Source organism: Veillonella sp. ICM51a (assembly GCF_000524355.1).
GTDB classification, from domain to species: domain Bacteria; phylum Bacillota; class Negativicutes; order Veillonellales; family Veillonellaceae; genus Veillonella; species Veillonella atypica.
Genome location: NZ_JAPX01000030.1, coordinates 110,606 through 136,251, shown reverse-complemented (window position 1 = coordinate 136,251; position 25,646 = coordinate 110,606). Strand labels below are relative to the sequence as shown.

22 protein-coding genes, 1 pseudogene and 1 riboswitch are annotated in these 25,646 nt (G+C 38.5%); of the genes and pseudogenes, 4 read left to right on the top strand and 19 right to left on the bottom strand.

Going from position 1 to position 25,646, the window contains the following annotated elements; all coding sequences use genetic code 11:
* Positions 1–19: 19 nt before the first annotated feature.
* The 6 genes from HMPREF1504_RS05475 to HMPREF1504_RS05450 form a co-directional block, all read right to left on the bottom strand.
* Positions 20–775 carry an exodeoxyribonuclease III gene (locus HMPREF1504_RS05475; RefSeq protein WP_005377116.1) on the bottom strand — a complete coding sequence of 252 codons (756 nt, stop codon included), beginning with the start codon at positions 773–775 and terminating at the stop codon, positions 20–22.
* A gap of 45 nt (positions 776–820) precedes the next feature.
* Positions 821–1,057, bottom strand: a complete 237-nt coding sequence (locus HMPREF1504_RS05470) for a hypothetical protein (RefSeq protein ID WP_005377052.1) — start codon at positions 1,055–1,057, stop codon at positions 821–823.
* Entirely contained in the window at positions 1,054–1,869 is an 816-nt protein-coding gene (locus tag HMPREF1504_RS05465; RefSeq protein ID WP_038124110.1) for a sulfurtransferase, read from the bottom strand. Before HMPREF1504_RS05465 ends, HMPREF1504_RS05470 begins: the two co-directional genes overlap by 4 nt.
* Positions 1,870–1,997: 128 nt before the next feature.
* Positions 1,998–3,293, bottom strand: coding sequence for a DNA (cytosine-5-)-methyltransferase (dcm, locus tag HMPREF1504_RS05460; RefSeq protein WP_232203324.1), 1,296 nt, complete (start codon positions 3,291–3,293; stop codon positions 1,998–2,000).
* 69 nt (positions 3,294–3,362) lie between these two features.
* On the bottom strand, positions 3,363–4,106 hold the full coding sequence (locus HMPREF1504_RS05455; RefSeq protein WP_038124104.1) for a hypothetical protein: 744 nt from the start codon (positions 4,104–4,106) through the stop codon (positions 3,363–3,365).
* 3 nt (positions 4,107–4,109) lie between these two features.
* Positions 4,110–5,495 carry a Sau3AI family type II restriction endonuclease gene (locus tag HMPREF1504_RS05450; RefSeq protein WP_038124102.1) on the bottom strand — a complete coding sequence of 462 codons (1,386 nt, stop codon included), beginning with the start codon at positions 5,493–5,495 and terminating at the stop codon, positions 4,110–4,112.
* Between the two features lie 263 nt (positions 5,496–5,758).
* On the opposite strand from HMPREF1504_RS05450, the gene HMPREF1504_RS05445 reads away from it, so the two are divergent.
* A complete protein-coding gene (locus HMPREF1504_RS05445) occupies positions 5,759–6,691 on the top strand; it encodes a DUF3829 domain-containing protein (protein WP_038124100.1) in 933 nt (310 codons plus the stop codon).
* A gap of 65 nt (positions 6,692–6,756) precedes the next feature.
* Here HMPREF1504_RS05445 and HMPREF1504_RS05440 read toward each other — a convergent pair whose 3' ends face one another.
* The 11 genes and pseudogenes from HMPREF1504_RS05440 to HMPREF1504_RS05390 form a co-directional block, all read right to left on the bottom strand.
* Positions 6,757–8,313 carry an ABC transporter substrate-binding protein gene (locus tag HMPREF1504_RS05440; protein WP_005377055.1) on the bottom strand — a complete coding sequence of 519 codons (1,557 nt, stop codon included), beginning with the start codon at positions 8,311–8,313 and terminating at the stop codon, positions 6,757–6,759.
* A gap of 241 nt (positions 8,314–8,554) precedes the next feature.
* Positions 8,555–9,289 (bottom strand): annotated as a pseudogene (locus tag HMPREF1504_RS05435) (ABC transporter substrate-binding protein); the annotation flags it as partial.
* A gap of 107 nt (positions 9,290–9,396) precedes the next feature.
* Entirely contained in the window at positions 9,397–10,212 is an 816-nt protein-coding gene (locus HMPREF1504_RS05430; RefSeq protein ID WP_005381281.1) for an ABC transporter ATP-binding protein, read from the bottom strand.
* Positions 10,205–11,002 carry an ABC transporter ATP-binding protein gene (locus tag HMPREF1504_RS05425; RefSeq protein WP_005381283.1) on the bottom strand — a complete coding sequence of 266 codons (798 nt, stop codon included), beginning with the start codon at positions 11,000–11,002 and terminating at the stop codon, positions 10,205–10,207. Before HMPREF1504_RS05425 ends, HMPREF1504_RS05430 begins: the two co-directional genes overlap by 8 nt.
* Positions 11,003–11,014: 12 nt before the next feature.
* The gene (locus HMPREF1504_RS05420; RefSeq protein WP_005381284.1) at positions 11,015–12,583 is read right to left on the bottom strand and encodes an ABC transporter substrate-binding protein; all 1,569 of its coding nucleotides are present in this window, start codon (positions 12,581–12,583) and stop codon (positions 11,015–11,017) included.
* Between the two features lie 86 nt (positions 12,584–12,669).
* Positions 12,670–13,491, bottom strand: coding sequence for a nickel transporter permease (gene nikC / locus HMPREF1504_RS05415; protein ID WP_038124097.1), 822 nt, complete (start codon positions 13,489–13,491; stop codon positions 12,670–12,672).
* Positions 13,491–14,429: a nickel ABC transporter permease gene (gene nikB / locus HMPREF1504_RS05410; protein ID WP_005381292.1), complete on the bottom strand. Its 939-nt coding sequence runs from the start codon at positions 14,427–14,429 to the stop codon at positions 13,491–13,493. Before nikB ends, nikC begins: the two co-directional genes overlap by 1 nt.
* A gap of 158 nt (positions 14,430–14,587) precedes the next feature.
* A riboswitch (cobalamin riboswitch) is annotated at positions 14,588–14,775 on the bottom strand.
* Positions 14,776–15,075: 300 nt separating this feature from the next.
* Positions 15,076–16,407, bottom strand: coding sequence for a putrescine-ornithine antiporter (potE, locus tag HMPREF1504_RS05405; protein WP_038124094.1), 1,332 nt, complete (start codon positions 16,405–16,407; stop codon positions 15,076–15,078).
* Between the two features lie 448 nt (positions 16,408–16,855).
* Positions 16,856–18,283: an argininosuccinate lyase gene (gene argH, locus HMPREF1504_RS05400; protein WP_038124090.1), complete on the bottom strand. Its 1,428-nt coding sequence runs from the start codon at positions 18,281–18,283 to the stop codon at positions 16,856–16,858.
* Entirely contained in the window at positions 18,283–19,494 is a 1,212-nt protein-coding gene (locus tag HMPREF1504_RS05395; protein WP_038124087.1) for an argininosuccinate synthase, read from the bottom strand. Before HMPREF1504_RS05395 ends, argH begins: the two co-directional genes overlap by 1 nt.
* Before the next feature lie 260 nt (positions 19,495–19,754).
* Complete coding sequence (locus HMPREF1504_RS05390) at positions 19,755–20,555, bottom strand: transglycosylase domain-containing protein (protein ID WP_005377117.1); 801 nt, start codon at positions 20,553–20,555, stop codon at positions 19,755–19,757.
* 202 nt (positions 20,556–20,757) lie between these two features.
* Between HMPREF1504_RS05390 and HMPREF1504_RS05385 the strand changes: the two genes are divergently transcribed.
* Complete coding sequence (locus HMPREF1504_RS05385) at positions 20,758–21,036, top strand: metal-sensing transcriptional repressor (protein WP_005377006.1); 279 nt, start codon at positions 20,758–20,760, stop codon at positions 21,034–21,036.
* 45 nt (positions 21,037–21,081) lie between these two features.
* Here the strand turns inward: HMPREF1504_RS05385 and HMPREF1504_RS05380 are convergent, their stop codons facing one another.
* Both HMPREF1504_RS05380 and ptsP read right to left on the bottom strand, forming a co-directional pair.
* The gene (locus HMPREF1504_RS05380) at positions 21,082–21,342 is read right to left on the bottom strand and encodes an HPr family phosphocarrier protein (protein ID WP_005377050.1); all 261 of its coding nucleotides are present in this window, start codon (positions 21,340–21,342) and stop codon (positions 21,082–21,084) included.
* A gap of 114 nt (positions 21,343–21,456) precedes the next feature.
* Positions 21,457–23,184 carry a phosphoenolpyruvate--protein phosphotransferase gene (ptsP, locus tag HMPREF1504_RS05375; protein WP_038124084.1) on the bottom strand — a complete coding sequence of 576 codons (1,728 nt, stop codon included), beginning with the start codon at positions 23,182–23,184 and terminating at the stop codon, positions 21,457–21,459.
* Between the two features lie 205 nt (positions 23,185–23,389).
* On the opposite strand from ptsP, the gene dapF reads away from it, so the two are divergent.
* Positions 23,390–24,223 carry a diaminopimelate epimerase gene (gene dapF / locus HMPREF1504_RS05370; RefSeq protein ID WP_005381293.1) on the top strand — a complete coding sequence of 278 codons (834 nt, stop codon included), beginning with the start codon at positions 23,390–23,392 and terminating at the stop codon, positions 24,221–24,223.
* A gap of 58 nt (positions 24,224–24,281) precedes the next feature.
* Positions 24,282–25,619, top strand: a complete 1,338-nt coding sequence (locus tag HMPREF1504_RS05365) for a Na+/H+ antiporter NhaC family protein (protein WP_038124149.1) — start codon at positions 24,282–24,284, stop codon at positions 25,617–25,619.
* The last annotated feature ends 27 nt before the right edge of the window (positions 25,620–25,646 follow it).

Genomic DNA, 25,646 nt, shown 5'->3' with positions numbered 1-25,646 from the left:
GCTTTCACCATATCACATATTATAATTCAATATCGAGTTCCACTGGACAGTGATCACTACCAAAGATTTGTTGATGGATTTTGGCCTCTTTAATTTTGTCATCCAAGCGTTTAGATGTAATAAAGTAGTCAATTCTCCATCCCACGTTTCTATCGCGAGCCTTGCCCATGTAAGACCACCAGCTATATTCATCAACCGCATCAGGATACAAATAACGGAATGTATCGGTAAAACCAGATTCTAACAATTCTGTCATCTTAGCTCGTTCTTCATCGGAGAAGCCAGCGTTCTTACGATTTGTTTTAGGGTTTTTCAAATCGATTTCATTGTGAGCCACATTGAGGTCGCCACAGAGAATAACCGGTTTCTTCTTATCCAATTCTAATAGGTATGCACGGAACGCATCTTCCCAAGTCATACGATAATCTAAACGCGCCAATTCACGTTGACTATTCGGCGTGTAGCAGCAAACGAGATAGAAATTATCGTATTCAGCAGTAATGACACGGCCTTCTTGGTCATGTTCTTCAATGCCGATACCATTTGTCACCGCAATCGGTTTAATACGTGTAAATACAGCGGTTCCACTATAGCCTTTTTTCACTGCGCTATTCCAAAATTGTTCATAACCTGGTAATTCTAATTCAATTTGATGGGGTTGTAATTTTGTTTCTTGCAAGCAGAAAATATCTGCATCTAATTCGTTAAAGGAATCGATAAAGCCTTTTGTTACGGCTGCACGCAATCCATTTACATTCCAGGATATTAATTTCATTGATACTCCTTATAAGGCATTTATATACAATATTATTTGTGAAAGTTAGCTTTCACGAGCATGTTTATGTTTTCGATCATGCTTAGCTTGAGCGCGTGCTTGTCGCGATGCTTCATTGGCTTTCATTTCGTTTTCCTTACGATATCTAAAGTAATTCGCCACAACGGATAACAAAAAGATAATCATAACCGTTACATTGAATAGACCAGGGCCATAGGTATACAAATGATAGCACAAATAAGCAAATGCAACGACCGATAAAATATGATTTAACATTCTCATAATGTTTCAACCCCCGTTTGAATTGGGAATTCATCATAGGTTACCCAATCACTAGAACTACCTACATACAAAGCAGAGTTAAGTCCCGCTTCACTCATAACAAGTAGAGCATTACATGCGGTAACACCAGATCCACAATAGGTAACAACAGGTTTTTGTTGATAGATTTCATTGTAGAACTCATTTTCTAAGTCCTTAATAGACCGAGGCCCTTCCGAAGTATAGCCACTTTCATAAAAATGGTTAACAGCCCCCGGAATATGTCCTGTCATGCCATCCATAACATCGACCACTGAACCATCATAACGTTCTGGTGCGCGGGCATCGACGATAACATGAGAACCGGACTTACTCGCCTCCAATACCTCATTACGACTCATGGTCATTTCGCTTTGTAGAGTATAATTGAACGTCGTCGGCTCCGTAGGCAAAGGCGTAGGATCCTTAGTCAACAAATGACCTTCTTTCACCCATCTTTCAATACCGCCAGATAGAACGCGTACATCTTTAAGGCCCATGTAGCGCAAGGTCCACCAAAGGCGACCAGCCAAAAAAATCCAAGAATCATAGACAACGACCTTAGAATTTTCATTAATACCAAATGTCTCGAAAGTTTTCGCCAATTGCTCCATATCCGGCAACGGATGACGTCCCCCATGTTCACCGATAGGGCCGGTCAAATCCTTATCTATATCGACGGGAAAAGCGCCTTTAATATGACCTCGTTTATAATCTTGAAACCCTCTTGCATCGAGGATGATAACCTCATCCATGATAGGTAATAATTCGTTAGGAGTAATGAAATTAGACATAATGACTCCTTTCATGTGATTATATCGAAAAATACAAATCTGTTAATACCATTATATACGAGGGAAGTATAGAATACAATCTGCAACGGTTATTATACAAAAAAGAGGCTATAAAAGCCTCTTTAATATTATATCTTATCTATTTTTTGTAACTCATCGCCAATGCGCTTTACGATACCTGTTACCAAAGCATTACCCATAAAGAACATTCTCATCCGATCTGATACTTCTTCAACCTCACCCTTTGCATTGAGTTTGAATTTTGTCCAATCATCCGGAAAATCTTGTAAACGCTCTGCTTCAATTGGTGTAATCAAACGATATTTCCCATCAATTTTTAATAGATGGGTTGAGCGATTGACACTACCTTCCGATGTAAGCATTGTCCGACCTGGCAAATCTAAGGAATCATATTCACTCATCCCCCCCTCTGCATAGGTATACTCATGACCATCTGCTGAGGTGCGTGTTAACTTTTTAGGCCCCCGGAGATATTTGAACTTTTCAAGTTTATCTCCAGTAATATAATACTTAGCATCGACTATTTCTTCTGGAACTACGATTTTCCCCATTGTAATCGGTGGCTCAACAATTGGATTGGTTTCAATAGTATAGTAATATCCATTAGTCATCAATCCAGAATTCCAAAATTTACCATCATTGAAAGTTTCGGAAACCTCGGCAATATCACCTACTAACTGATTCGCATGTACACGTTTTTTTACCGCTGTTCCTTCTACTGGAAACTGACGACCAAACAAACCATCCTTAAAAATATAGTTTTGATACTGTGCTAATCGTTCTTCTATATTTGTATCTTTAGAGAATTTTGCTTCATATGTTGTATGTAAGCGTTCACCCCATTTTGTGTCATTTCTAAATACAAAGAAGAAAACACGTCGACGTCGTTGCGCACGTCCATAATCAGCAGCATTAATAACACGCCATTCAACAGAATAACCTAGTTCATTAAACGCAGCTAACATAACCGCAAAATCTCTTCCTCGTTGACTAGATGGAGCCTTTAGTAGTCTATCTACATTTTCGAGAACTAAATATTTTGGTTTAATAACCTCGGTAGCACGAATTATCTCCCAAAAAAGGACCCCTTTTTTACCTTCAATACCGAGTTCATTCTTTTTACTTCTCGCTACAGAATAATCTTGGCACGGGAATCCACCTACAATCATATCAATGCCATTTTGCTTCATCTCTTCAAACTTCTCATTTGGAATGAGTGCAACATCGGTCCCGATATGTTCCATATTAGGGAATTTATATAAACCTACTTCGTAAGCATCTTGTATCTTTCTCGATGGTTCATACTGATTAGAATATAGTGTTTGAAAGACCTCTTTACTTGAGTTCTCAAGGCCTACTATAAACCCACCTACACCATCAAACATAGAAAATATCTTCATCATAACCCCTTATCAATAAAATACTTTGAACATATTATATCAGATTCTAGAGAAGAGATCAAGATCAAATTTCTATTTCTTATTTAAATTTATAAGTTCTTTTCTCGTTACCAACCAATGCGATGTAGCTAAATCTTCTAATTGATTCCTATAAAGTATTATATTTAAAGGTTGCTCAGATAATATATTCCTACCAGTTAAATACCACTTAGGATATGTCTCTTTCCCTACAGGTTCATCAATTTTATCAAGTGCTTTTTGCAAGATTTTTTCTTCTAAACTTACTCTCTTATTAGAAGCTACAGTATGAAACTTTACGATATCTGTATCAGCAGTGACTATATTTATAATGTATTCTTGAATGTCGGTCTTTTCAAAAAACATAGCTTCTATTTGTACAATGTCGTGATACTTTAAGCGGCTTTTATTGGTCCCAGCCTGTACCCATAACCAACATAATAAATATCGCTGTGTTTCATTATATTTTGGATTAGTCAGCCAACCCTCTTTTAATTGCCCATTATACATATAAGACACTTCAAAGGCGAATGTAGGCATAGCTTTTTCCTTTAAATTAGTTTTTGCATAATGGATAGCGGCCTTTTCATCTACAACAATTTTCTTTCCACTCTTAAGAATAAGAACAGTATCACTTCCTGCATGCTGCTTATTTAACTCTCTAGAGACCTCAAAATCGATAATATATCCTTTTTCTTTGAATTTTTCATAGAGAAAATCAACCAAAAACTTATTTACGGCCTGCTCTCCCAACAAATCATCTTCAAAATTATATTTGGTTCTCTCACTATAATCCATAAATTATAACTCTCTCACTATTTCTGCAATATACTCTCTATTTAACCAATATGTCTGCTTTGTAATCATTTGGCCATCTGGTAATTGAACTTTATCAGCAGCATTAGAAGCTTTTGGTCTAATATGGCAAACACCATTAAACTTAACTCCTGGCAAATTATTTTTCACACCTCTTGGCGTTTGTGTTAATTCAACACCAACTGCTAATATGTCATGCACTGTTTGCCATAGATTTTTTAATTCGGTCTCAATAATTTGCTCCGGCATATTCCACAGCTTAATGCCTTTCAAATAAGGTACTCTGTTAGGGTTCTCTCGTTCGGTCTCAGTAAATTGAAATACAACAAATAAGAACTTTGTATTTTCAAATGTTTCATATACTTGGGATTCTTCCCAAGATGCATTGAGCCATCTATCAAAGTCAATTTGTTCAAATGACATATGTTCACGAGGAACACCATTTGGTTCTAAACGGATAGTCTTAAATTTGATATTCGCCTTAGCGAATTCCTCAGTATCATCAAGACTAGTGCCTTTTATACCAAGTAGATCACTGACTAGATTTGCATACATCGCTTTATTCTTGTTTTCTGCAAAGTTAATGTGACGCTTTAATTCATATAATGTACGCCCAATATAAGGTGCAAATCTTTCATGTAATAACTCATCAACTGATTTAGACTTTAACTCTTCTGGTTTGAAAACTGAGATTACGTCTTCATTCATAAGAATTCGTCTTACATAAGTAGTCATATATGAGTTCTTTAACGAATAGGCTCTCTGTTTTGCAGGAATATCAGAAAAAGGTTGCTTTCGCATGCTCTTTGCATTAGCACCTTTTGTACAAGCAGCAAGATACATGGTATCCCCCTCAGAAATTTCATGAGCCTTACCCGCTTTGATTTTATCTATAATAATTTGCCAATCTTGCTTAACAATAGCTAAATCCGATTCAGAAAATTGATGGATAACGGATTTAAGAATAGGAAATTCCCCTTTATTCACACCATCAATCCATTTATAAAACATAAGCAAAATTTTTTTATTCTTATGCCACAACGATGATTCTTCAAAAGTACGCTTATACTCTTCCATATAATCAATAATATTGAGTACTAATCTTTCCTTTGCTGAGAAGGATGTCTGTTTTACATTTGTTTTTATGCCAGTAACCTTTAATTCAAGATTTAGGTTAGCAAAATCAGCTTCTGCACGACTATTAGGAGCCATATGAAATAAGCCTTCTTCAATGATCTGACCTATGCCTCCCTTATTTTTCTTCGTCTCAAGTCGATTAGTTACATCATACTCCTTTACAAGCTTACCTTCTGCAGACTTTGCTACATCTAAAACTTCTTCAATAGAATCATAGCGACGTTCAAAATCCATTCCAATCACCTCCCATTTGTTAATTTAATTATACCAACTTATAAATATGAAATAAACATACACTGCATTGCATATCAATAAATATATTACTTACTAAAATAGCCATTAACACTTTATAATATTTAATATTTATTTAATAATTATCAGTTATATGTATCTTTTTTGCCCCTTTAATCTATGCTATAATAATACTGATATCAACTGTATAGAATATAAAGTATAGATATTTTTTCACAAACGCGTTTTACAAGGAGTATTGGCAATTGAAAAAGGGTTATATTAAATTAATCTTAGCCGTAATTCTAGGGATTGCTGTTATTGGTGGTGGGATTTATTGCGCTTATCATTTCCTATCCAATAAAGCAACTACAATATTATATCGCTCTACAATTGAGGATAAGATCAATGCCTTACGACCTTATATTGAGGCAGCTGATACCTTTAATTTGAATAGTGTTGCCTATACCTATCAAATACAACCAACCCTTGAAGAATTGCGCAATCATACACATAATACGTCTGTAACATTACCTGACTATAAGAAATTAAAAGCTCAGCTTGAAGCAGCTAAAGAAGAAAGTTCCACACCATATGAGGATGTAAATAAAGCGACGGATGAATTACTTACCATCTTATCGCAATTAATTCCTGTGGCTGACCAACTTCAAAACTACTACACAGATAGAACTTTTGAAAAAGATAATTTTGTAGGTAGTGATAACTTAGCTAGCCAATATATACCATTAGCGGATCAATTCAATGCGGCCTATAATGCATACGATTTAGCACTTGAAAATCGTAATAACGAATTGTATACAGAACGCATGAAAGAATTCACTGATGAAAACAGAGTCAATGCAGTTAATTTCATTCAATTAAATATACTATTATCTCAAACCATAGATATTATCGATCCTGACGGTAATACAGATACACAAAAGGTCGAAACTAATCTACAAGAAATTACAAAACGCTTGAATGACTTGCAACCTGGTACAAAACCAGAAACGCAAGCTGCGGTTAAACAATATCAAGATGCTGTAAAAGAATTTATTGCAGAAGCAAGAAATTACATCATTATCAACTCCTCCTATGGCGAAGCATATACGCAATTATATGTAAAATACAATCGCATGATTGGCCGTGCTAACGAGGTGGATATGAATGATCTTGATGCGGTAGATAGTAAAAAATAATATTTGCACAGCACAAAGGACTAGTCCAAAGACTAGTCCTTTTATTGCATTACAAATAGTAAACCTTATTCTTTTTTCAAGTCTTTCGTAATGATGTAATATTCACTAGGTGAAATCTTAAGCCCTTTTATATAGCTTTTACAAATCATATTAATCTTAGGATAACCTAAGAACAAGGATGCACTATCGTCTAACAAAATCTTTTGTGCCTCAACAATGGCATTATATCGTTGTGTATCATCAACAGTAGTTTCAGCCAAAGCTAGTAATTCATCATATTTAGGATTACTAAAACCGGACACATTGGTCGGATTTGAGCCATCTATGTTGGTCCCCCAATATTGTTTTAAGAACCATACAGGACTACCAGTGCTAGCAGTTGAAACACTGGTTATTGCCAAGTCATAATCACCAGAACGTGTCACCTTATCCACTACACTAGAATCAACGATTTCTACATTCACATCAACACCAATTTTTTTGTAATCAACCTGTAATGCTTCTGCATATAAGATTACCTCAGGTCTTGCTGTATAAGTATAAAAATTAAGACGTAGCTTTTTACCATCCTTATCTACATAACCATCTCCATCGCTATCTACCCAACCAGACTGTGCCAACAACATTTTAGCACGTTCTGGGTTATACGTTTCAGGAATTTTGATATCGTTATATCCATAATTCAAGGATGGTGGCAATGGAGTTCGTCCCGCTACAAAGGTATCCTTAAAAAGTTTTGTAGCATAATTTTCACGATCTGCACCAGCAACTAAAGCACGTCTTACATTAATATCGTTCAAATATCCATTATGATTCATTCGAACCATAACAACACGCAATGATGGGGTTTCTTCAATAATATAATCCTTATTATCTTTAAATAATCCATACTCACTAGCGGCGATATTAACAGCCATATCAATATCCCCTGCTTGCAACGCCATAGCACGAGTATTTACATCATTAATAGAATCTACCACTACATGTTTAAATCCCACATCACCATCCCAATAATTTTCGTTCTTATCTAACTCAATGCGTTCTTTAGTAAAAGATATAGGCACATAAGGGCCCGTAGCAATAGGGCCTTCTTTACTAAAATCACGGCCATCTCGTTCTGATTGAACATCTACAATTAAAAATAAAGGATCCCCTAGTAGTCCGGGTAGATTAGGATACACCTTATCGGTATGAATGGTTAAAGTCTGCCCATTTGCTTCCATGGAGTCATAGGCAAAAAAGGATTTTGCCCGTTTACTTTTTTCAAATGTACGCTCTAAGGATTCCTTAACAGCTTGTGCCGTAACCTTACGACCATTAGAGAATTTTACCTTATCATTGATAGAAAAAGTCCAAGTCTTGTGATCATCTCCGACTGACCACGAAGACGCAATCCATGGTTGTGGTTTCATAGAATCATCAAATTTAACGAGATTTTCTCCAATTCCATAACGAACAATCCCCCAACTAAAGTAATTCTCCGTAGGCTCTAAAGTCTCTGCATAGGACATAGCACCTACTTTTAATGTATCTTTATTTGTATCTTTTCCACATCCTGAAAAGATTAAAGCTCCCACTAATAATATGAAAGCACCAAACAATGAATACTTTTTAAGCCCCATGTTAACCTCCTACTATACGTTTAACTTTTTCAATAATTGTCGATATAAATGAATTATTATATCAATATAAAAACACTATAAACTATAGTATTTAGTCAAGCAAATGAGAACTATTTATATAATTATAACTGGGCTGAATAATTTGTTACAGATGCGATTATTTTCGTTTTAAATCTTTCGTAATCATATAGTATTCGGATGGTGTCATCTTAATACCATCGATGTGTTTATTGCCTACGATATTAATTTTAGGATATCCAAGGAAAAGTGCAGCACGAAGATTTGGATTGCTCAGCTTGCCTTTTTGACTCATCCGAACAAATACATCACGCAAGGATGCCACTTCATAGATAGTGAAATTCTTATCATTTTGGAAAATCCCATATTCACCAGGTCCGATGCCAATCGCCATATCCACATCACCGGATTGCAACGCCATAGCCCGTGTATTCGCATCATTAATGGATGGAATTTCAACCCTACTAAAACCTACCTTGCCATCCCAGTAATTATCATTTCTTTTGAGTTCTGCACGTTCTTTTGTGAAAGACTCAACTACATACGGACCAGTACCAATGGGTCCTTCTTTAGCAAAATTGCGACCATTTGCTTCGCTCGTCACATCAACAATAAGGAATAATGGGTCCCCTAGTAAACTTGGCAAGTTATAATATGGCTTGTCTGTCTTAATGGTAAGCTCCTGACCATTTGCGGTGATTTCTGTATAGTTAAAGAAAGTTTTTGCACGATTATTCTTGGCAAAGGTTCTTTCTAATGAAGATTTTACAGCTTCTGCCGTCAAAGGATTACCATTTGAGAATTTTACTTTGTCATTAATTTTGAAGGTCCAGCTTAACTTATCATCACTTTGTTTCCAAGAAGATGCAAGCCACGGGGTTGCTTTCATTTGATCATCGTACTTGATAAGTGTTTCACCCACACCATATCTTACAACGGCCCAACTAAAATAATTTTCATACCTGTATATTATGAAAAAATAGCAGTTAGCCCATCAACTAACTGCTATTTTTACTTAACCTATACACTTTAATTCATTTTAAAGCGAGCCTCATGCATATACTATTATGCTTCTAATGTAGCTTCTTCTAATGAAAGTGGTTTATGATCTTGACCAATTTCAAAGATAGAACTCAATAGAACCTTTGTATAAGGATGCTTCGCATCAGCTAAATGGAATGCATCTAATTCTTCAACGATAGCACCTTTGTACATAACAACCACTTTGTGGCACATTGTACGAATGAACGCAATATCATGAGCAATAAATAGGTATGTTAAATTTTTCTTTTTTTGTAAGCGAGCCAATAGGTCCGCTATGGAATCCTGTACGGATACGTCAAGAGCACTTGTTGCTTCATCTAATACTAGGATTTCAGGTTCTAATACGATAGCACGAGCAATGGCTACACGTTGACGTTGACCACCAGACATTTCATGTGGGAATCGATGCATAAACTCACGCGGTAAATCTACCATTTCAAGGTAATCCCCAGCGATTTGTTCTTCTTTTCCCTTTTCAAGAAGCCCAAAATTATATAGTGGTTCAAGAATAATATCCTTAACCTTCATACGCGGATTAAAAGCTGCCGATGGATCTTGGAATACCATTTGAATTTTTTGACGATATTCTCTAGTTTGTTCTGTATTCATGTGTTGAATTTCAACACCATCAACGTAGATTTCACCTTCTGTAATAGGTAACATCTTCATAATCATACGAACTAGAGTTGTTTTACCAGAACCAGATTCACCTACAATACCAAGAGACTGCCCTTTTTCAAGGGTAATATTGATATCTTTACATGCTTCTAGCTCTCCGCCAGTCGGAAGAGGGAATCGTTTGTATACATTTTTAATTTCTACAGCGTATTTAGTCAATGTAACGACCTCCTCCCAATGTTGGTACCGCATCTTTTAGTTGTTTTGTGTATTCATTAGATGGGTTTTCTAAGATATCTTGTGGCGTACCTGCATCTACAACACGGCCCTTTTTCATAACGATGATGTAATCGGACATATACGCTGCTACACCAAGGTTATGGGTTACCATAACGATAGCGGAATTATGCACTTTAGATAATTCCATCATTTGCATAACAACTTGAGATTGTGTTGTCACGTCTAGAGCAGATGTTGGTTCATCACCGATGAGTAATGCTGGGTCTAAGGCTAATGCCATGGCAATACCAACACGTTGGCGTTGACCGCCAGATAGCTCATGTGGATAGCGGCGAAGGATATCTGCGCAATTAGGTAACGCAACAGACTCTAATAATTCAATAGCACGACGATCACATTCGTCATTGGAGATTTCAATGTGAGCTTTGAATAGTTCTCTAAATTGTTTACCAATGCGTACAATCGGGTCGAGTGCACTACCGCTATCTTGGAAAATCATGGCCATATCTTTACCACGTATGGAACGCCATTCGGATTTTGAAAGATTTCGAAGGTCTTTACCATTAAATAGCAGTGTCCCTTCTGTAACCTCACCACCGACTGGTAATAACCCCATGAGGGCGCGGATCACGGTAGTCTTACCGGATCCGGATTCCCCTACAATGGTCAATACCTTGCCGCGTTCCAAGGTAAAATTTACATCCATAACAGCAGGCACGCCTTGATACGCGATACTAAGATGTTCTACTGTGAGTACGTTTTCTGCCATTATAGCTCCTTATTATTTAGTAATTTTATTTGTAATCCAGTAGTAATCACTTGGATACATGACTGCACCTTTCAAGTAAGAACCAGTAACGATATTAGTTTTAGGGTAACCTAAGAATAATGCAGCACCGTCATTCATCAATAATTGTTGAATTTGAATTGCATAGTCACGACGTTTTGCAGGGTCGAATTCAGTTTCAGCAGCATCTAACAATTGGTCAACTTGTGGATTGGAGTAACCAGAACCGTTTTGAGGGTTGGAACCATTGTCATTAGTATGCCAGTAGTTAGCTAAGAACCAGATTGGATCGCCTGTATTAGCAGTTACGATGTTGGAGATAAGCATATCATAGTCGCCATCTTGACCCATTTTATCAATCAAGTTATAGTCAACTGTTTTGATTTTCATGTCGATACCCACTTTTTTAAGGTCTGCTTGAACAGCTTCGGCATAAAGTGGCAATTCAGCACGAGAGTTATATACAACGAAATTGAATGTTAATGGTTTTCCATCTTTATCAAGGATGCCATCACCATCAGTATCTTTCCAACCATCTTCTGCTAACAATTGTTTTGCGCGATCAGGATTATATGCATTAGGATCTTTCAAATCTTTGAAGCCATAGTCCATGGATGGTGGAATTGGAGCGGAACCAGGGATGAATGTACCTTTAAGCAACACATCTGCATAGTTTTTGCGGTCTGTTGCGGAAATAACAGCTGCACGAACTTTATCATCACCGAGAACACCTTTTTGGTTAATACGAGCCAATACTACGCGAAGAGATGCGATTTCATCAACCTTGAACTTATCGTTATTTTGGAATAAGCCCATTTCACCAGCACCGATGTTAACCGCCATATCAACATCACCAGATTGCAAGCTCATAGCACGCGTATTAGGATCGTCGATGGAAGGAATTTCTACAGTTTTGAAAGGTACTGTGCCATCCCAGTAGTTTTCGTTGGCTGCCATTTCAGCACGTTCTTTTGTGAAAGATTTAACTACGTATGGGCCTGTACCGATAGGACCTTCTTTAGCAAAGTTACGGCCATCTTTTTCAGCTTGAACGTCAACGATTAGGAACAATGGGTCAGCTAAAAGACCAGGCATATTAGGATATTCTTTTGTTGTATGAATAACTAATTGTTGACCATTAGCTTCGATGGAATCATATTCGAAGAATGTTTTTGCACGGTTAGATTTTTCAAATGCCCGTTCGATAGATGCTTTTACAGCTGCTGCATCAACCTTTTTACCATTGGAGAACTTTACCTTATCGTTGATGGTAAACGTCCATGTTTTATGGTCTGGAGATACTTCCCATTTAGAAGCAATCCAAGGTTGTGGCTTCATTTGTTCATCAAATCTAGCCAATGTTTCACCCACACCATAACGCATAACGACCCATGCGAAGAAGTTTTCTGTAGGTTCTAATGTGGATGCGAAGTTAGTTACACCAACTTTTAAAACATCCTTGTTAGCAGCGCCATTATTATCAGAGCCACAGCCAGCGATGAAGGAACCCATCATTACAATGCTAAGACCTGCTAAAAGAGCCTTTTTCCAAGATTTTTTCATTTAAAATCTCCTTATTAACACAATATACAAAGCTTATATATCATTATTATGCCGCAAAGGCCTAATAAAGATTCCAAAAACTAAGATTAACCTTGATTCTTAGGATCCACTACATCGCGTAAAGAATCAGACCAAAGATTGAAAACAGCTACTACGATTAAAATAGACATACCAGGGAATGCCATGAGCCAAGGACTTGTTTGCAAGTATTGACGACCTTCATTTAGCATAAGCCCCCATTCTGGTGTAGGTGGTTGCGCACCAAATCCAAGGAAGGATAAACCTGCTACCTCAATCATAATAGCCCCAATATCAAGAGCACCTGTAGTTACAACGAGTGGCAAAATATTAGGAATAATATGACGACGTAAAATCGTCCATGTAGAGGCCCCCATCATAACGGCAGCCGTTACATATTCTTCACCGCGTACTTTCAACGTCATAGAACGCACAAGTCGCGCATATTTAGCCCATCCTACAACCGATAATGCTAAGATGGTATTTACAATACTACCACCTAAGATACCGGCGATGGCAATGGCGAGCACTACCCCTGGGAAAGATAACATGATATCCGCCAAGCGCATAAGAACCATTTCAACCTTGCCACCAAAGTAACCTGCTACGGCACCGATGACTGTACCAATGCTCACCATAATCACTACGATGGATACACCCATGAACAAGGATAATTGAGTACCATAAATGATACGAGACAATACGTCACGGCCCAATTTGTCGGTACCAAACCAATGCTGAGCACTAGGTGCTTGTAATGCCTTGGACATATCCGATGTGAAAGCATCGCCCGGAGCAAGCCATGGTGCAAAGATAGCAATGAATACGATGACGAGCATCAATGCAGTGTAGAAAGAGAACAATTTATGTTTCTGAATAAATTCTTTCATTATGCTCTCTCCCTTTTCAATCTAGGGTCCAATAGAACATAGGATGCATCAACTAAAGCATTGATACACATGTATGCAATAGCAACCCATAACACAAAACCTTCAATCAATGGATAGTCACGCATGGTGATGGCATAGATTGCCATATTCCCGAGGCCAGGCCAGGAGAATACCATTTCAACTACCGCTACACCACCTAATAACCAACCAATAAGAACACCTAAAATGGTGATTAATGGCAATACGGCATTAGGCAAAATATGACCGAATAAAATTTTCATTTCGCTCACGCCACGAGCACGGGCACCGATAACGTAATCCTTTTGCATCTCTTCAAGGATAACGAGTCGAACCTGACGCATGTATTTAGAGCCTACAACAACCGCTAATGTAACAGCCGGTAAAATAACACCTGTCGCCGTTATACGAGATGAAGCGATTGGAACTAAACCGAGCTTTAAGCCAAAGATGTAAATTAATACAAGGCCTAACCAGAATGTCGGCATAGATACGCCTATGAAGGAAAGGCTTCTCAGCACATAGTCTATCCATTTATTCCGATTATACGCACTCAGTATACCTGCCGGTAAGGCATAGAGAATCGTAAATACCAATGCGGTTCCTGCCAATGCAAGCGTACCAGGTAATGCTTCTAACATGCGATCTACTACCGGTTTTTTAGCAGAGTAACTCATTCCTAAGTCACCTTGTGCTGCATTGACTACCCAGTTTGCATACTGTACGATAAACGGCTTATCCAAGCCTAATTGTGCTCGAGTTTCATCAATCGTTTCTTGAGACACGATGGTATCCGCCGTTTCCAGTAGCATCGTAACTGGGTCCCCTGGAGCTAAATAGGTGAGACAAAATGTCAAAAATGTGATGCCAAACAAGGTGACAATAAACTGTCCTAGTTGTTTGGCAAAGCGTTTGCCCATAGGCACCTCCTATACCCTTTTCAAATAAAAACACATAATAGTGAATAAACATAGAAAGTAAACATATAATATGATGCTGTATAATAAGATCTATGAAATAACCATAAAAAAAGATTAGCCTACCTGACTAACCTAAATTAAAACACCGTGTTCTAGCACAATGTTCCTCAAGATTGAGCAGGCTTTCTGACTTTTGATTCATCACAATATTTCTGCCTTCCCAGTTTCCCAGTGACCCTAATACGAAATATCGCTCCTCATTACAGCTATTTTCATAGTATAGGATTTACACCCATTTTCCTCTTTTACGCTCGGTAAAACCGACACTCAGTTTATTCACTTTTATTAATTATAAATATACTATATTTATAATTCTCCAGCAATACATATACCCCCTACTGTATATTTGTCAATCAATCATATTTATTCATAAAAGCAATATTCATTATCATTTACATGCATTAATTCGTATATTGTGCCCCATTTTTTGAAATAAATACTTTATTTACTTTTCTTTTCTGTATATAAACGTATATATTTACATTTGTATTTTAATTTAATTTACATATAAAACATTTTGCTATACATATAACCAAAAGAGGCTATCACCGAAGTGACAGCCTCTATAAGACGAGAAAGTATTCAATTAATCGATACTTTGTTGGAATCGTTGTGCACGATACGCTAACCAACCTTTGCGTATCATATAAATGCAAATGCCAATAGTTACTGCAACAGCACTACCGAGCATGGCATCAACACCGCACGCATATACTGCGTATGAGCAGTATAAAACACCTGCAACAGCAACGAAATAGAAACGATCAATACGACGTTTTTCCAATCCAGACATGTGCATCATAGTTGGTACTGCAAGAATGCAGAGAATATAAGGCACTACATTAGTTACAACCGCAAGGTTTACCAATGTCTCGAATTGATCGCGTAAAGAATCATTAGCTGTGAACAATGTAAGAATTGTTTCAATCGCTAATAAGATAAATACGCCACGCACAGGTGCATCCTTGCTGTTTACACGAGCAAACACCTTAGGGAAATAACCTGCCTCTGCTGCATTCTTGAATACGCGAGACAATGTAAATTGCCAGCAAAGTAAAGCACCACAGCAAGAGATAATCATGAGCGCCATGATAACATTTGCAATTGTGTCATTAAACATGTATGCAAATGTGAGACCAAATGGTGCATTGGAATTAAGTAATTCTGTGTTAGGCACGATACCGGCCATAACGTTTGTAGACAAGATGTAAATCACCGCCACTGCTAATGTACCTGCAAATGTTGCAATTGGCACGTTTTTCTTTGGATTTTCTACAGCATCTGCATTTGCTGCTGCAGATTCAAACCCTAGGAATCCCCACAATGTTAAAGCAATAGATTGTTTAATTGCTTCAAAGAACGGCAAGTCGTTTGGATTCCATGCCGCTAAATACGTATCTGGGCTAAACCAGAACCAACCAATTGTACCGATTAGAAGAACCGGCACAACACAACCCCAAATCGTAATATTGCTGAGCTGACCTGTAAAGCGATTTCCTCTAAAATTCAAAATCGCTGCAAACCATAACAAGACAATCGTTACTTGACTTGTTTGCGTTGCATTTAGATCAACACCAAAGAATTCTGAGCCATAGCCAACTGCGGAAACTGCAATCGCTATATTAGCAATGATGAGAGATATGCTATAAGCATAACTCGCCATAAAATGTCCAGTCTTACCGAAGCGGTGTTCTGCATAACCGCCCATGCCTCCTTTAATTTGAGAGAACATACCCGCTTGAGCAAAAATATACGCTAGCAAAAGCGCACCCACAGCCGTCACGAGCCAAGATAACACTGAAATAGTACCAACTTGAGCCAAATTGGTTGGTAACATAATGATCCCAGCTCCTAGCATATTGGCTGCTACCATTGTGGTTAGCTGGAATACAGACATTTTTTTAGCGGTGGTTTTCATGTATCAATCCCCTTTCGTAAGGTGAATTTTTTCTCGTCCATAATTCACGTAACTATATTAAAACCGCTAAGTACATTCAGTTCCTGCTGTAATGGGCGGGAATGTGAAGGTACCGTTTTTATTTGTTTTTCGAATTAATAATAACACCATAGGTGGTAAATTAAAAGTATTTTATTAGTGGACAAAGCATATTACACGAATTGAATAAAAATATAGTAATTATATATTATTTTTGATTAGAAACGGTATGATGAATGTAAGAGTATCATTTTATTTTAGTTTAATCAATTAAATGTGTGAAAAATCACTATCTATTCAGATTATAGTATTGTTCCACAAGACCATTATCCGCTACGAGTCCACCCAATATAGACAAAAATTGACCCCACCTAAAGGTGGAGCCAATTTTATAAACTAAGAAAGCATCTATGATTCTAATAAAAAGGATTTACTCTTGTACAGAGTTTACGATAGATTTCCAGCTATCGATTTGTGCTTCTTCGTTAGCAATAATTTGCTTCCCATTATTACGTTGTCTTTTCACACATTCTGGAGCCGTACCAGAATAGTTGTTACGACCTGCTACACAAGCTTCAATGGAAATAGCATCTAGAATGTCCGCATCAAAATATGGAGAAATTGCTTTGAAATCCTCAACGGATAAGTCAAGCAATACACAACCTTTTTCGATACAATGATGTACAGCATTGCCTACAATTTCGTGCGCTTCACGGAATGGAACGCCTTTTTTCGCAAGGTAATCGGCCATATCTGTAGCATTAGAGAAGTCATCATCAAGGACAGCTTTCATATGCGCCCCATTGACCTTCATACCGCGAATCATCGCCGCATTAATGGACAATGCAAAGTGTACTGTATCGATAGCATCAAAAATACCCTCTTTATCCTCTTGCATATCCTTATTATAGGTAAGAGGCAATCCTTTCAAGGTTGTCAAAAGACCCAACAAATGACCATAGGTACGACCTGTTTTACCACGAACAAGTTCACATACGTCAGGATTTTTCTTTTGTGGCATAATGCTAGAGCCTGTGCAATGCGCATCATCGAGTTCAATGAAGTTAAACTCATTGGTAGACCACAAAATCAATTCTTCGCTAAGACGGCTCAAGTGCATCATCACAAGAGATGCAAAAGACAAGAATTCAACTACATAGTCACGGTCGGATACGGCATCCATACTATTTTCGTAAATACGAGAGAAGCCGAGTAGCTTTTGCGTATAGGTTTGATCAATACCGTATGTAGAACCAGCTAAGGCCCCTGCACCAAGTGGCATGATGTCTGCGTGTTTGAAGACCATCAACAAACGGTCAAAGTCGCGTTCTAGCATAGAGAAGTATGCCATCATATGATGACCGAACAATACAGGTTGTGCCCGTTGTAAATGCGTATAGCCAGGCATGATAACATCGCTGTATTTTTCAGCCGTTTCGATGAGGGCTTTTTGCATATCTACGATGAGCTCGCCCATTTCTACTACGGCTTTACGCACGTACATGTGTAAATCAACTGCGCATTGGTCATTACGGCTACGGCCTGTATGTAAACGACCACCTGCTTCACCAATATCATCGGTTAGGCGCTTTTCAATATTCATATGAATATCTTCAAGAGCCACGGAGAATGGGAACTCACCTTTATCGATTTGGCCTTTTATCTTTGTTAAGCCCTCAACAATAGCGTCCCGATCTGCGTCGGAGATAATATTTTGTTTTGCCAGCATTGTAGCATGTGCTTTACTGCCTGCAATATCTTCGGCGTACATCCGCGCATCAAAAGCGATAGAGGATGTAAAATCCTCTACCGCTTTATCTGTGCCTTTTGTGAAACGCCCGCCCCACAATTTAGCCATTATTTACCTGCCTTTTCTTTCATTAATGCATTAATTTTAAGAGGTAAACCGAACAAGTTGATGAAACCAGCCGCATCAGCTTGGTTGTATACATCATCTTCTTCGAATGTTACGAAATCTTCGCTGTACAAGGAGTATGGAGAAGTTGCACCAGCAGAAATAATGTTGCCTTTGTACAATTTAAGTTTTACTTCACCAGTTACAGTTTTTTGAGTTTCATCAACGAATGCTTGCAAAGCGTTCATCAATGGTGCGAACCACATGCCATCGTATACAAGTTCAGCGTATTTGTTAGCAATAAGTTCTTTGTAGTGGTATGTAGCTCTGTCAAGGCAAAGGTATTCAAGTTCTCTGTGAGCATACATGATGATGGATCCACCTGGGTTTTCATAAACGCCACGGGATTTCATGCCTACTAATCTATTTTCAACGATATCTACAACGCCTACGCCATAGTGTGCACCGATTTCGTTGAGTTTTTCTAACAATTGTAATGGAGTACCTTCTTGGCCATCTACTGCTACAGGTACGCCATCTTTGAAGGATACAGTTACATAACCAGCTTCATCTGGAGCTTGTTCAGGCGTATGTGTTACCAAGTACACATCATCTTTAGGCGCATTTGCTGGATTTTCAAGATCGCCGCCTTCATGGGACAAATGCCATACGTTTTGGTCCATGGAATATGGATGGGATTTCGTAGCTACAACTGGAATATCATGTTTAGCTGCATATTCCATGCAGTCTGTTCTGGATTTCAAATCCCATTCTCTCCAAGGAGCGATGATTTTCATATTAGGAGCCAATGCTTTGATAGCAAGTTCAAAACGAACTTGGTCATTACCTTTACCAGTCGCACCGTGAGCGATAGCATCAGCGCCTTCTTTTTTAGCAATATCTACAAGGATTTTACCGATTAAAGGTCTAGCGAAGGATGTACCTAATAAATACTTGCCTTCATAAACAGCACCAGCTTTCACTGTTGGCCATACATAATCTTTTACGAAGTCTTCTTTAGCATCAACGATGTACGCTTTAGATGCGCCGGATTTGATTGCTTTTTTCTCAACTGCATCATAATCCTCAGGTTGGCCCAAGTCTACGCACACTGCGATAACTTCAGCGCCATAATTTTCTTTTAACCAAGGAATGATAACGGATGTGTCTAAACCACCAGAATATGCGAGTACTACTTTATTTGCTTTACCCATGATAACACCTCATAAACTAAATTATACTAGGTATGATTCATACCATTTATTATTATACTACGAATTCATTATGAATTCTTCATGTCTTATCGACTACAGGTGTTAGTATATCACTGCATATTTATAAATGCAAGCAGAAATTTTATTCAATTATATAATATATTTCGTTTACGAATAATATATGTAAATAAAAACAATCATGATGCGAGTATGTATAGCACCATGATTGTTTTCTATGTAGTGTCATATTAATGAATATATTATTCTATACCAAGTTCTTGCTTATATGCATAGTCCGCCTCCGCTTGAGATATCATACCTTGATCTACCATTTGAGCGAGAACTAATTTTTGCCGAGCTTTAGCACCTTTATAATTTTCATAAGGATCCAAATAGGTTGGTGCATTGGGCAATGCCGCTAACATTGCACATTGACCTAAGGTCAATCGACTAGGGCTGGTACCAAAATACCCTTCGGCAGCCTCTTTTATACCATAATAATTATGACCATAATAGACCGTATTCAAATACATAGTTAAAATTTCATCTTTACTATAGTAATGCTCCATCTCTACCGCTAGAATAGCTTCCTCCGCTTTACGGGACATCGTCCGTTTAGACGATAGAAATAGATTTTTTACCAATTGTTGTGTGATAGTACTACCACCCTCAACAGTTTCACCAGCAACGCTGTTAACATAAAAAGCGCGTGTTACACCGAGCACATCGATAGCACCATGCTTGTAATAGCGTTTATCTTCAATGGCCACTAGAGCTCGTTTCGCATTGTCTGGAATGTTTTCAGATTTCACCCATTTATCCCTTGGCACACGTTGATGAAGCGCGGCTTCAACCTTTTCTCGGAAGGTAAAAATACGATGCATGCGTTCCCACCGACTTAATGTATCTTCATTTTCTTCAATTGTCTGTTCTACAGTTGTATGAGCCTTACTAACGCGATTTGTTCCTTGATAGCTTTGATATGTATCATACACATATATAGCCCCTAGTACTATGCAAATGATAAGAACTAATCGGCGCACCATTCGAAATATAAACATAGATTCACCTATATCTACCTTACAGCAGACTTCTAAGTATATAAACTTTCACTAATAACATCCCTATAATACAACTATCATATATTGATTGTATTGTATCATAAGTTATCTATTTTTAGCATACTTGTATGTATTGTATTTGTTAACCATATTGTCGTATAATAGATAAGATGATGAAGCATGCCCAAATTGGAGGAGTATTATGAAACAGTGTATGGATTCAGACAATCTACATCGTCGATTGCGTAAAATTTTAGGTCAAGTACAAGCTATTGATCGAATGATTGAAGAAGACATTCCTTGTGAAGATGTACTAGCCCAAATCAATGCAGCCAAATCCGCGTTGCATAAGGTTGGCCAAGTGGTCCTCGAAGGACATATCAACCATTGTGTACGCGATGGTATACAACATGGTGATGTAGATAAAACAATTAATGACTTTACAGTTGCTGTAGAGCGCTTTGCCAATATGGGAAAATAAAAAGAGGCAATATCCTAATGATCAGGGTATTGCCTCTTTTGCGTATTAGTCGTGGTTCGTTGTTAAGAACTCGCTAAGTGCTGCTAATGCATCATCTTCATCAGCACCATCAGCAGTTAATACTACGGATGTGCCTTTTGTTGCACCCAATGTTAATACAGTCAAAATGGATTTAGCATCTGCGGTTTTACCATTTGCTGCGATTGTCAATTTGGACGCAAATTTTGCAGCCAATTGTGTAAATGCAGTCGCTGGACGAGCATGTAAACCAGATTCGTTTGTGATTTCTACTGTTACTTCTTTCATGAGTTACCTCTTTCTACGGAGCGCACAAAAACGCCTAATATCTTTGCTATTAATATAGGTATTGTATCAGTTTACCCCTATCAAATTCAAGTTTGTTTTTATGAAAGCTATGGTCTATGCCAAACCTTTTTCAGCGAGTAATGATTTTGCATAGGCTGTGATTTCTTCAGCTGTATCCATAGTCAATGCTTTTTGAGCAAATGCTTCACATTCTGCTTTTGTAACAGAGCGTAAAATATTTTTAATCAATGGAATGGATGATGCAGTCATAGAGAATTCATCAAGTCCTAATCCCAATAAAATCATAGTTGCAACTGGATCACCAGCTAACTCACCACACATACCTGTAAATTTACCTTGTTCGTGACTCGCATCAATTACGTGTTTGATAAGGCGTAATACAGCGGGATGCAATGGTTGATATAAATTGCCGATGGCCTCATTCATACGGTCAACCGCCAATGTGTATTGGCAAAGGTCATTGGTACCGATACTAAAGAAATCTACATATTTAGCCAAAATCGGAGAAATAACGGCTGCCGCTGGCACCTCAATCATAATACCTACTTTGATATCTGTATTGAAAGCTACCCCTTCAGCCATTAATTCTTCCTTGCATTCGTCGAGCATAGCGTTTGCCGCTTTAACCTCTTCTACGGATGCAATCATAGGATACATGATGTGAATGTCGCCAAACGCACTGGCCCGAAGGAGTGCACGTAATTGGACCTTAAAAATATCCGGACGGTTCAAGGAAATACGAATGGCACGATACCCGAGGAATGGATTCATTTCTTCAGGTAAGTCTAGGCATTTTAATTCCTTATCACCACCGATATCCATAGTACGGATGATGACAGGTTGGCCCTTCATACTCTCTGCTACTTGTTTATATTGTTCAAACTGTACATCTTCTGTAGGTAGTTCATCATTTTCCATGTAAAGGAATTCGGTGCGATATAGGCCAATACCTTGAGCGCCCATGGTCAACGCATGGTCCGCATCTTTGGATTTACCAATATTACCGAATAAATCAACATGATGTCCGTCCTTTGTAACGGCTTCTAAATTAGCAGAGTCCTTTAAACGTTTCAACTCGTCTTGGAAATCTGCAGCTTCTTTTGTATAACGTTCCCACTCTTCATCGGATGGTTCCGTAATCACTTCACCATCAGTGCCAAGTACAACAGCACGCACATCGTCAGTAAAGCTTTCAATATCACCAACGCCCATAACGGCAGGAATTTCTAAGGTACGCGCCATGATAGCTGCATGAGATGTCGGACCACCAGCAGCTGTTACGATACCTTTTACAACATTTTTATCTAGTGAAGCCGTATCAGATGGAGCCAAATCGTGAGCCACGATAATAACCTCACCGGAAATATGAGATAAACCACGAGGGTTCATGCCAAGCATGTTACGCATCAAACGATCGCCAATATCTTTAATATCCGCACCACGTTCACGCATATATGGATCATCCATGCCGATGAAAATAGCCGCAAAGGTTTCTATCGTTTGCGCCGTAGCAGCTACGACGTTCATCTTTGAATTTTCTACAAGGGACTTGATACCATCAGACAAGGATGGGTCTTGTGCGATTTGCATATGAGCTTCAAAAATAGCAGCCTCATCTGCCCCCATATCAACCAATGCTTTTTGACGAATCGTATCTAATTGTTTAAGGGTTGCAGCCATAGCGCTAGCAAATTTGCCAATTTCACCCTCTACTTGGTCATCAGTCACCTCATAATCAGGTATTACGATTTCTTCTTGTATATATTTGTACACATTGCCAACAGCAACGCCTCGAGATCCAGAAATCCCTTGAATTCGCATGTGTGTTCCTCTTTCTATATCCGATAAACTACATTACATTATATTTTAACATTTTTACATTGAACAATAAAGAGAGACCCTATCTGTGATATAATGTTATATTATATATAGTTAACCGTAGACTTTCACGAGTATCATAGTGAAAGTCTACTCTATTGTAAGGAATAGTCGCATTTATCTAGTGTGACATCGAATAGGAGTATGTATGAAATTAACAAAAATGCATGGCCTCGGCAACGATTTTATCCTCTTTTCTGACTCACAAGGGGCCAATAAAGATTATACAGATCTCGCCATCCGCCTCTGCGACCGTCGTACAGGTATCGGCGCCGATGGTCTTGTAATCGTTGTACCATCTAATACATGCGATGTACGCATGCGCATCATCAACTCAGACGGCAGCGAAGCAGAAATGTGTGGTAATGGCATTCGTTGCTTTGCAAAATATGCCTATGAACACGGTGAAATTACAAAAGATACTTTCACCATCGAAACATTAGCAGGCGTTATGAAACCAACGTTAACCATTGAAAATGGCATTGTTACACAAGTGACAGTAGACATGGGCAAACCGTTCTTTAACAGCAAAGACATTCCTATGAATGTAACCATGGATAAGGTCATCGATGTGGACCTCGATGTAAATGGCGAAACAGTAACAGTAAGTTCCGTTCTTCTCGGTGTACCGCACACAGAGGTTTTTGTGGACGACATCACGAAAGCACCGGTTACAACACAAGGTCCAATTCTTGAAAAACACGATGCATTCCCATCCAATACAAACGTGAACTATGTCGAGGTCGTAAACGACCACCATATTAAGGTCCGCACTTGGGAACGCGGTGCTGGCGCCACGCTTGCTTGTGGTACAGGTTCCTGCGCATCTGCTGTTATGTCCCATAAAAAAGGTCTTACAGGACGCGAGGTCGATGTAGAATTATATCTTGGCACATTACACATCAGTTATTTGGAGGATGGCACGGTTCTTATGACGGGCCCTGCTGAGGAAGTATTCGAAACCGAACTTCCTATCGAATAATATGAAGTGGCTACAATTACTATTACAGGCATACCTAAAATATAAACAAGGGCGCACCATGATGCCAAATAATATGGGACTATTGATATCATTAATCGTTTCTATCATCATTATTCTCGCATCTGTCATGTTTAGTGTCCCCATCGGCTACGCATTAATCCTCGTATGGTTGTGCTTCGCTTACGCTCTATATCGACAAGGATATAATCCAAAAGACTTACTCCGCATGTCCTGGACCAGTGCCAAAACCTCAATCGTGGTTATGCAAATCTTTTTGCTCATCGGCTGGCTCATAGCCATGTGGCAAGCATCAGGGATTATTCCCATGATTATTGCGTCTAGTATTGAATTGATTAATCCAAATCTTTTCATAATCTGCGCATTTTTAATTACATCCTGCGTGAGTATGTTACTTGGTACATCGCTAGGAACAGTGGGCACCATCGGTATTGTACTAATTACAATTGCCAAAGCTGGTAATCTGCCTATTGATATTGTAGCAGGTGCCATTATGGCAGGCGCCTATTTAGGAGACAGAAACTCACCTCTATCCTCTAGCGCCTCTCTCGTAGCTGCTCTAACGCACACCAAAGTAAATAGCAATATACCAATCATGTTGAAAGATAGCTTACCTGCTCTCATCATCAGCTGTATATTGTATCTACTCTTATCCCTATGGTTTCCACTAGACTACACTAACAGTTATCTACCGGATACGATTCATTTCGTGTTTAATATCCATTGGACATTATGGATACCAGTTCTTATCATTATTGGTTTGTTACCAACAAAGCTATCTATACGTTGGCCTATTGGTATTAGTGCACTGGCGGCAACCATCCTCGCAGTTATCCATCAAAATTATACAGTAATGGATATGTTACAATTTACCGTATTGGGGTTCCATCTGCCGGATTATAATCCGCTATCGGATATTATCCACGGCGGAGGCCTACAAATGATGTGGATACCAACCCTATCTATATTCATGGCTTGTTCCATTTCCGGCATGCTTGAAGGCGTTGGTTTTTGGAATGATATTCGCAGCCTTTTACAACACGTATCAGGTCGCGCCAAACTCTTTGCGTCGAATGTACTAATTGCATTTATTACAGGTGCTCTAGGTTGTAGTCAAGCAATTGCAGTAATCATGACGCATTCAATTATGCGTACCACCTATGCAAAGGAACGCATTCATGATGAAGATGTCATGCTAGACTTTGAAAACAGCGGCATCCTTATTGCAGCCTTACAACCATGGAATATCGCGGCACTCGTACCTGTCATTATGATGGATGTCTCGCCTGCCGGTTACGTACCCTTTGCGTTCTTCTTATACTTAGTACCACTTATCTACTGGTATCGCTTACGACGCAAGGAACAACAAGTCCATTAATACATTCTATTTATACGAAATATAGAG

What these genes read in the sequence shown, in the direction of transcription:
- HMPREF1504_RS05440 (WP_005377055.1), bottom strand. Translation starts at nt 8,313, where the DNA reads ATGGGGCTTAAAAAGTATTCATTGTTTGGTGCTTTCATATTATTAGTG.
- dapF (WP_005381293.1), top strand. Translation starts at nt 23,390, where the DNA reads ATGAAATTAACAAAAATGCATGGCCTCGGCAACGATTTTATCCTCTTT.
- HMPREF1504_RS05390 (WP_005377117.1), bottom strand. Translation starts at nt 20,555, where the DNA reads ATGTTTATATTTCGAATGGTGCGCCGATTAGTTCTTATCATTTGCATA.
- dcm (WP_232203324.1), bottom strand. Translation starts at nt 3,293, where the DNA reads ATGATGAAGATATTTTCTATGTTTGATGGTGTAGGTGGGTTTATAGTA.
- HMPREF1504_RS05425 (WP_005381283.1), bottom strand. Translation starts at nt 11,002, where the DNA reads ATGGCAGAAAACGTACTCACAGTAGAACATCTTAGTATCGCGTATCAA.
- HMPREF1504_RS05385 (WP_005377006.1), top strand. Translation starts at nt 20,758, where the DNA reads ATGAAACAGTGTATGGATTCAGACAATCTACATCGTCGATTGCGTAAA.
- HMPREF1504_RS05455 (WP_038124104.1), bottom strand. Translation starts at nt 4,106, where the DNA reads ATGGATTATAGTGAGAGAACCAAATATAATTTTGAAGATGATTTGTTG.
- HMPREF1504_RS05420 (WP_005381284.1), bottom strand. Translation starts at nt 12,583, where the DNA reads ATGAAAAAATCTTGGAAAAAGGCTCTTTTAGCAGGTCTTAGCATTGTA.
- ptsP (WP_038124084.1), bottom strand. Translation starts at nt 23,184, where the DNA reads ATGCGAATTCAAGGGATTTCTGGATCTCGAGGCGTTGCTGTTGGCAAT.
- HMPREF1504_RS05365 (WP_038124149.1), top strand. Translation starts at nt 24,282, where the DNA reads ATGATGCCAAATAATATGGGACTATTGATATCATTAATCGTTTCTATC.
- potE (WP_038124094.1), bottom strand. Translation starts at nt 16,407, where the DNA reads ATGAAAACCACCGCTAAAAAAATGTCTGTATTCCAGCTAACCACAATG.
- HMPREF1504_RS05380 (WP_005377050.1), bottom strand. Translation starts at nt 21,342, where the DNA reads ATGAAAGAAGTAACAGTAGAAATCACAAACGAATCTGGTTTACATGCT.
- HMPREF1504_RS05395 (WP_038124087.1), bottom strand. Translation starts at nt 19,494, where the DNA reads ATGGGTAAAGCAAATAAAGTAGTACTCGCATATTCTGGTGGTTTAGAC.
- HMPREF1504_RS05475 (WP_005377116.1), bottom strand. Translation starts at nt 775, where the DNA reads ATGAAATTAATATCCTGGAATGTAAATGGATTGCGTGCAGCCGTAACA.
- nikC (WP_038124097.1), bottom strand. Translation starts at nt 13,491, where the DNA reads ATGAAAGAATTTATTCAGAAACATAAATTGTTCTCTTTCTACACTGCA.
- argH (WP_038124090.1), bottom strand. Translation starts at nt 18,283, where the DNA reads ATGGCTAAATTGTGGGGCGGGCGTTTCACAAAAGGCACAGATAAAGCG.
- HMPREF1504_RS05450 (WP_038124102.1), bottom strand. Translation starts at nt 5,495, where the DNA reads ATGGATTTTGAACGTCGCTATGATTCTATTGAAGAAGTTTTAGATGTA.
- HMPREF1504_RS05465 (WP_038124110.1), bottom strand. Translation starts at nt 1,869, where the DNA reads ATGTCTAATTTCATTACTCCTAACGAATTATTACCTATCATGGATGAG.
- HMPREF1504_RS05470 (WP_005377052.1), bottom strand. Translation starts at nt 1,057, where the DNA reads ATGAGAATGTTAAATCATATTTTATCGGTCGTTGCATTTGCTTATTTG.
- nikB (WP_005381292.1), bottom strand. Translation starts at nt 14,429, where the DNA reads ATGGGCAAACGCTTTGCCAAACAACTAGGACAGTTTATTGTCACCTTG.